At 51.4% G+C, this 6,363-nt stretch carries 4 protein-coding genes and 4 pseudogenes; 3 read left to right on the plus strand and 5 right to left on the minus strand.

Annotation, left to right across the window (positions count from 1 at the left end; translation table 11 throughout):
- Together F0Q32_RS22860 and rclA are read right to left on the minus strand one after the other, a co-directional pair.
- On the minus strand, positions 1–150 hold a 150-nt coding region (locus tag F0Q32_RS22860), incomplete at its 3' end, for an IS1 family transposase (protein ID WP_149464851.1).
- Positions 151–327: 177 nt separating this feature from the next.
- Positions 328–1,653: a reactive chlorine resistance oxidoreductase RclA gene (gene rclA / locus F0Q32_RS22865; RefSeq protein ID WP_007896426.1), complete on the minus strand. Its 1,326-nt coding sequence runs from the start codon at positions 1,651–1,653 to the stop codon at positions 328–330.
- A gap of 153 nt (positions 1,654–1,806) precedes the next feature.
- On the opposite strand from rclA, the gene F0Q32_RS22870 reads away from it, so the two are divergent.
- Complete coding sequence (locus F0Q32_RS22870; RefSeq protein WP_022649395.1) at positions 1,807–2,775, plus strand: IS5-like element IS903B family transposase; 969 nt, start codon at positions 1,807–1,809, stop codon at positions 2,773–2,775.
- Between the two features lie 56 nt (positions 2,776–2,831).
- A pseudogene (locus F0Q32_RS22875) lies at positions 2,832–3,116 on the plus strand (copper-binding protein); the annotation flags it as partial.
- Positions 3,117–3,315: 199 nt separating this feature from the next.
- Here the strand turns inward: F0Q32_RS22875 and F0Q32_RS22880 are convergent.
- From F0Q32_RS22880 to F0Q32_RS26870, 3 genes and pseudogenes are all read right to left on the minus strand, one after another.
- Positions 3,316–4,908 (minus strand): annotated as a pseudogene (locus tag F0Q32_RS22880) (IS66 family transposase).
- A 30-nt stretch (positions 4,909–4,938) separates the two neighbouring features.
- Positions 4,939–5,289: an IS66 family insertion sequence element accessory protein TnpB gene (gene tnpB, locus F0Q32_RS22885; protein ID WP_016151369.1), complete on the minus strand. Its 351-nt coding sequence runs from the start codon at positions 5,287–5,289 to the stop codon at positions 4,939–4,941.
- Positions 5,286–5,606, minus strand: a pseudogene (locus tag F0Q32_RS26870) (IS66 family insertion sequence element accessory protein TnpB); the annotation flags it as partial. The gene tnpB and the pseudogene F0Q32_RS26870, both read right to left, overlap by 4 nt.
- A gap of 81 nt (positions 5,607–5,687) precedes the next feature.
- Between F0Q32_RS26870 and F0Q32_RS22895 the strand changes: the two are divergent.
- A pseudogene (locus F0Q32_RS22895) lies at positions 5,688–6,363 on the plus strand (IS3-like element ISEc52 family transposase); the annotation flags it as partial.

The following is a 6,363-nucleotide window of genomic DNA, read 5'->3' on the forward strand; positions in this document are numbered from 1 at the left end:
GGGTTGAGAAGCGGTGTAAGTGAACGGGAGTGGCCATGTTTTACGGCAGTGAGAGCAGAGATAGCGCTGATGTCCGGCGGTGCTTTTGCCGTTACGCACCACCCCGTCAGTAGCTGAACAGGAGGGACAGCTGATAGAAACAGAAGCCACTGGAGCACCTCAAAAACACCATCATACACTAAATCATTAAGTTGGCAGCATCACCGATTTTTTAAACATATAAAATACCATCAATGAAGTGATTAAGAAGTTATAGAGTAACAGAGAATTAATAAGATTCTTTTCTCTGAGACGCCAGAATATTTGTTCTGGCGTCTGATTTTGAGTTTATTTGACTAATGAAAATAGATCATTGAGTGATTCGCTCATCGACGGATGAGTAAATATCTGATCGCGTAATATGCTATAAGGCAGCCCGGCATCCATCACCATTTTCACTATATTGATCATCTCGTGGGAGTCAATACACAGCAGTGATGCTCCTAATATACGTTGGGTTTTATTATCAACAATCGCTTTTAATACCCCACGGGTATCGTTCATCACTCTGGCGCGCGGAATTGCAGCTACAGGCAATGTCACCACCTGAATATCAGCACCACTCTCTCTGGCTTGTTCTTCTGTCATACCAACCCTGGACAGGGGCGGTGTCATAAATACGGAATAAGGCACATTTTTCCGATCATCAGTACTACGTTTGCCTTCACCCAGTAACTCATCACGTACAATGCGGTAATCATCCAGTGATATGTAAGTAAATTGCAGCCCGCCGGTAACATCTCCCATCGCCCAAATATTGTCTGCGGTGGTATGTAATCGCTTGTCAACGACAATTGCCCCGCGCTCGTTTACTGCGATACCGGCATTTTCTGGATGTAACGAAGCGGTAGCCGGTTGACGACCGGAAGCTATTAACAGTGCATCCACCGCCAGTTGGGCGTGCTCGCTATGCACTTGCACTTGATTTTCATGGTGACTGATTCGCTCCACATGGGCATTGAGGATAATATCGACGCCCTGATCGCGTAAAATCGTCGCGATATTATCAGCAATATCCCGATCTTCCCGAGGCAAAAACAGCGAAGCTGCCTCTAAAATGGTTACTTTGCTGCCAAAATTAGCGAACATAGAGGCGAACTCAACGCCAATATATCCGCCGCCCAAAATACCTAAATGCCCAGGCAATTCTTTTAGATTAAGTAATCCGGTGCTGTCATATACACCAGGCGTGGTGGTAATTCCAGGAATTGGCGGAACCACGGCTTGTGCACCGGTATTAATAAAAATTTTCTCGCCATGAATCTCCAAATTTCCCTCAGGCCGATGAACACGCAGGCTATGATTATTGATAAACTCCGCCTGGCCGTCGATCACGTCGATATTGGGCATATCCGCAAGATTATGAAAATTCTTATTACGTAAAAAATTAACCACTTCATTTTTACGCTGTATGGCACGGACAAAATCTGTGTGCTGCTGTGCGTCATGAACCAATGTTTTGGTTGGGATACAGCCGATATTAATACAGGTCCCGCCATACATTGCATTTGATTGTTCGATGAGAGCCACACGCCAACCTGCTTTTGCCAGCGTGACGGCTAATGTTTTTCCAGCCTTGCCAAAACCAATAATAACTGCCTGATATTTATTCATGATGATTTCCTGTCGAAACGCGTTCATTTGACATCATGACTATAGACGCAAAAGGTGATGCTGCCAACTTACTGATTTAGTGTATGATGGTGTTTTTGAGGTGCTCCAGTGGCTTCTGTTTGGCTTTGTTGAATAAATCGAACTTTTGCTGAGTTGAAGGATCAGATCACGCATCTTCCCGACAACGCAGACCGTTCCGTGGCAAAGCAAAAGTTCAAAATCACCAACTGGCCCACCTACAATAAAGCCCTCATCAACCGTGGCTCCATAACTTTCTGGCTGGATGATGAAGCTATTCAGGCCTGGTATGAGTCGGCAACGCCTTCATCACGGGGAAGACCTCAGCGCTATTCTGATCTCGCCATCACCACCGTTCTGGTCATTAAACGCGTGTTCAGGTTGACCCTGCGGGCTGCACAGGGTTTTATTGATTCCATTTTTACACTGATGAATGTTCCGTTGCGCTGCCCGGATTACACCAGTGTCAGCAAGCGCGCAAAGTCGGTTAATGTCAGTTTCAAAACGCCCACCCGGGGTGAAATCGCGCATCTGGTGATTGATTCCACCGGGCTGAAGGTCTTTGGTGAAGGCGAATGGAAAGTCAAAAAACATGGCCAGGAACGCCGCCGTATCTGGCGAAAGTTGCATCTGGCAGTTGACAGCAACACACATGAAATCATCTGTGCAGACCTGTCGCTGAACAATGTGACGGACTCAGAAGCCTTCCCGGGTCTTATCCGGCAGACTCACAGAAAAATCAGGGCAGCATCGGCAGACGGCGCTTACGACACCCGGCTCTGTCACGATGAACTGCGGCGTAAGAAAATCAGCGCGCTTATCCCGCCCCGAAAAGGCGCGGGTTACTGGCCCGGTGAATATGCAGACCGTAACCGTGCTGTTGCGAATCAGCGGCTGACCGGGAGTAATGCGCGGTGGAAATGGACAACAGATTATAACCGTCGCTCGATAGCGGAAACGGCGATGTACCGGGTAAAACAGCTGTTCGGAGGTTCACTGACACTGCGTGACTACGATGGTCAGGTTGCAGAGGCTATGGCCCTGGTACGAGCGCTGAACAAAATGACGAAAGCAGGTATGCCTGAAAGCGTGCGTATTGCCTGAAAACACAACCCGCTACGGGGGAGACTTACCCGAAATCTGATTTATTCAACAAAGCCGGGGAGAGCATGAAAATGATGGATATGAGCGGTCACGATCAGGCCGCAATGTCCCATGAAATGATGCAAAACGGCAATTCTGCTGCCCATCAGGACATGGCTGAAATGCATAAAAAAATGATGAAATCCAAACCTGAGAACACCCAAGAAACTGCTAAGCCATTTTCCGAAATGAACGAGCATGAGAAAGCCGCTGTTGTGCATGAGAAGGCGAATAATGGTCTATCTTCCGTTATTCATCAGCAGCAGGCTGAAAAGCATCGCAGCCAGATCACCCAGAATTAACCCGCAGCTCCACTTGTCAGACCCTCATTTGACGCCGAAGTCACTGGCTTACGCTCCCGTCCGGGAGCGTTTTTTTCCCATATATCAAACTTTAACTCTGAAGAGGTGGAAGTATCTGACCAACACTGTCACGTAACGCCAGATAACTACAAAAACACCTCAGGTGAACGTAAGCGTTAAGTGAGCGCCGTATTGACGGCTATTTATTGGTGAGATCTACGTTCCATGGCAGCAGTTCGGCCACTTTGTTGATGGGCCACTCCGGCAATACGCTCAGGATATGGCGAAGGTAACCCTCTGGATCGATACCGTTCAGCCTGCACGTTCCGATCAGACCATACAGCAGGGCACCACGTTCACCACCATGATCACTGCCGAAGAAGATGTAGTTTTTCTTGCCCAGACAGACCGCTCGTAGCGCGCGCTCAGCAGCGTTATTATCCGGCTCTGCCAGACCATCATCGCAGTAGTAACACAGGGCATCCCACTGGTTCAGTGCATAAGCGAACGCCTCGCCTAACCGGGATTTTTTCGACAGAGTGGCACTTTTCTCCACCAACCAGTCATGCAGGGATATCAGCAACGGTTAACTTCGGGACCGTCTGGCGGCCAGCCGCTGAGATGCCGGAAGGCCGCGTATTTCCTCTTCTATCGCGTATAACTCACTGATGCGCTTCAGAGCCTCCTCTGCTGTGGCCGTCCGGGTGCTGATATAGACGTCATGGATTTTGCGCCGCGCATGAGCCCAGCATGCCGCTTCTGTCAACGGGCCACCTTCACGCTCTGCGCTGAACAACCTGTCGTACCCTGCGAAGGCATCTGCCTGCAGCACGCCATGATAGTGCCGAAGATGTTGCTGAGGGTGTTTCCCCTGTCGGTCCGGTGAGAAGGCGAACCATGCCGCTGGCGGATCTGATGAACCCGCGCTTCTGTTATCACGGACATATGTCCAGATACGCCCGGTTTTCGTCTTCTTTCTGCCCGGCGCCAGCACGGGCACCGGAGTGTCATCCGTATGCAGTTTGCGGCAGTCCATCACGTAGTGGTAGAGGGCTTCATCCAGCGGGGCCATTAACCGGCAGCACGCATCCACCCAGTTGGAGAGCAGCGCACGACTCAGATCCACACCCTGACGGGCAAAGATTTCGCACTGGCGATACAGCGGCAGGTGTTCACAGTATTTGGCCGTTAACACGCGGGCCAGCAGACCCGGCCCGGCGATGCCCCGGTCGATAGGACGTGAGGGCGCTGGCGCTTCAACGACGCAGTCGCATCGGGTACAGGCCTTTTTCACCCTGACCGTGCGGATCACTTTCAGGGCGCTGGAGACCAGCTCCAGTTGCTCCGCGCTGACTTCGCTGAGATAGGCCATATCACTACCGCAACCAGGACAGCTGGTTTCAGCTGGCTCCAGTCTGTTTATTTCGCGGGGAAGATGTTCCGGTAACGGGCGACGATGACGGGACTGGCGCAACTGACGCGGAACCTGCTGATCATTGTCCCGGCCGTTGTAACGATCGCTTTGCTGCTCCTGCTGTTTCAGCAGGGCTTCGGCTTCTTCGACCTGCCGGCGTAGCTTTTCTGAACGGGTACCGAACAGCATTCGGCGCAGTTTTTCTATCTGAGCCCGCAGATGTTCTATTTCACGCTCTTCGTTCTCTATTTTCTCTTCTGCGCGGGCCAGCGCTGAACGCAGGAACGACTCAGTCTCAGCAACGAGACTGAGCTGGCTGTCTTTCTGGCGAAGCGCGTCTTCCAGCGCAGCGATACGGGCGAGATAGTCCTGACTCATGACCCCATTTATAATGCGGTCATGCGCTTTTTACAACATCGTCAGTGAGTTAAGGCGTGCAGTTTTAGGTTTCCGCCAGTCCAGCTTATCGAGGAGCATGGCGAGTTGTGAGCGGGTGATGGCGATTTTGCCGTCGCGTACAGCAGGCCAGACGAACTGTCCCTCTTCCAGACGTTTGGTAAACAGACACAGACCGTCAGCATCAGCCCAGAGGATCCTCACGGTGTCACCTTTACGACCACGGAAGATAAACAGGTGGCCGGAGAACGGATTGTCATCAAGAACATGCTGGACCAGTTCGCCCAGACCATTGAAGGACTTACGCATATCGGTGACCCCGGCAACCAGCCAGATACGAGTGCCTGACGGTAAGGGTATCATCGGCTCCTCCCGCTCAGCTCGCGGATCAGCGTTTTCAGAAGTGCAGGTGATAAATCCCCGGACAGACGCAGGCTGGCACCGCCGACAGTCACCTCGCATGTCATGGCCTCGCGGCAGGCTGGAGCGGCGGGTTCATAGTGCGGCTCAGCATGGTGTGACAGGACCATATCAGGCAGGACAACGGGGATAACAGAGTCTTGCTCTCTGATTGACCGTTGTATTTCATCGGGCAGAAGATGTCTGTAACGCTGGCGCCAGGTAAACAGCAGATTGTCATTAATTCCATTATCCCGCGCCAACCGGGCAACACAGGCTCCAGGCTGATATGAAGTGGTTTACTGAATTTGGCCACCTGAACAGAGGTGATATGCTCACCTCAGAACAACACAGGTGTCATAATGAAAAAAAGAAATTTCAGCGCAGAGTTTAAACGCGAATCCGCTCAACTGGTCGTTGACCAGAACTACACCGTGGCAGATGCAGCCAGCGCTATGGATGTCGGCCTTTCCACAATGACGCGATGGGTGAAACAATTACGTGATGAACGGCAGGGCAAAACACCAAAAGCCTCCCCCATTACCCCGGAACAAATTGAAATCCGTGAGCTCAGGAAAAAGCTACAACGTATTGAAATGGAAAATGAAATATTAAAAAAGGCTACCGCGCTCTTGATGTCAGACTCCCTGAACAGTTCTCGATAATCGGGAAACTCAGGGCGCGTTATCCTGTGGCCACTCTCTGCCATGTGTTCGGGGTTCATCGCAGCAGCTACAAATACTGGAAAAACCGTCCTGAAAAGCCAGACGGCAGACGGGCTGTATTACGCAGTCAGGTACTTGAACTGCATGGCATCAGCCACGGCTCTGCCGGAGCAAGAAGCATCGCCACAATGGCAACCCAGAGAGGTTACCAGATGGGGCGCTGGCTTGCTGGCAGACTCATGAAAGAGCTGGGGCTGGTCAGTTGCCAGCAGCCGACTCACCGGTATAAGCGTGGCGGTCATGAGCACGTTGCTATCCCGAATCATCTTGAGCGACAGTTCGCCGTAACGGAACCAAATCAGGTGTGGTGCGG

The sequence above is a fragment of the Pseudocitrobacter sp. 73 genome, assembly GCF_008369545.1.
Lineage (GTDB): Bacteria > Pseudomonadota > Gammaproteobacteria > Enterobacterales > Enterobacteriaceae > Pseudocitrobacter > Pseudocitrobacter vendiensis.